Origin of the sequence: Levilactobacillus zymae DSM 19395, from assembly GCF_001434115.1 — a bacterium.
Taxonomy (GTDB): domain Bacteria; phylum Bacillota; class Bacilli; order Lactobacillales; family Lactobacillaceae; genus Levilactobacillus; species Levilactobacillus zymae.
The window spans coordinates 1-212 of the sequence record NZ_AZDW01000054.1 but is presented as its reverse complement, the minus strand read 5'-3'; the positions used below and the strand labels follow the sequence as shown (position 1 = coordinate 212).

Genomic DNA, 212 nt, shown 5'->3' with positions numbered 1-212 from the left:
TCCGCCGATTCAGAAGCACTTTGACTGACGACACTCGTCGACGCATCGGCCGATTCACTCGCTGATAACTGACTCAACGACTTCATTGAGGCTGAAGCACTGGCCGAAACAACACTCATGCTAGCTTCGGATTCGGACGTAATCGACGTCGAAACACTACCGGAGTTGGCCTGATCACTGACACTCGCTTCCGAACCAGAAATCTCGGAAAC

1 pseudogene is annotated in these 212 nt (G+C 52.4%); it reads right to left on the bottom strand.

The features are described 5' to 3' along the window. Positions 1–212: pseudogene (locus tag FD38_RS12890) on the bottom strand (LPXTG cell wall anchor domain-containing protein); the annotation flags it as partial.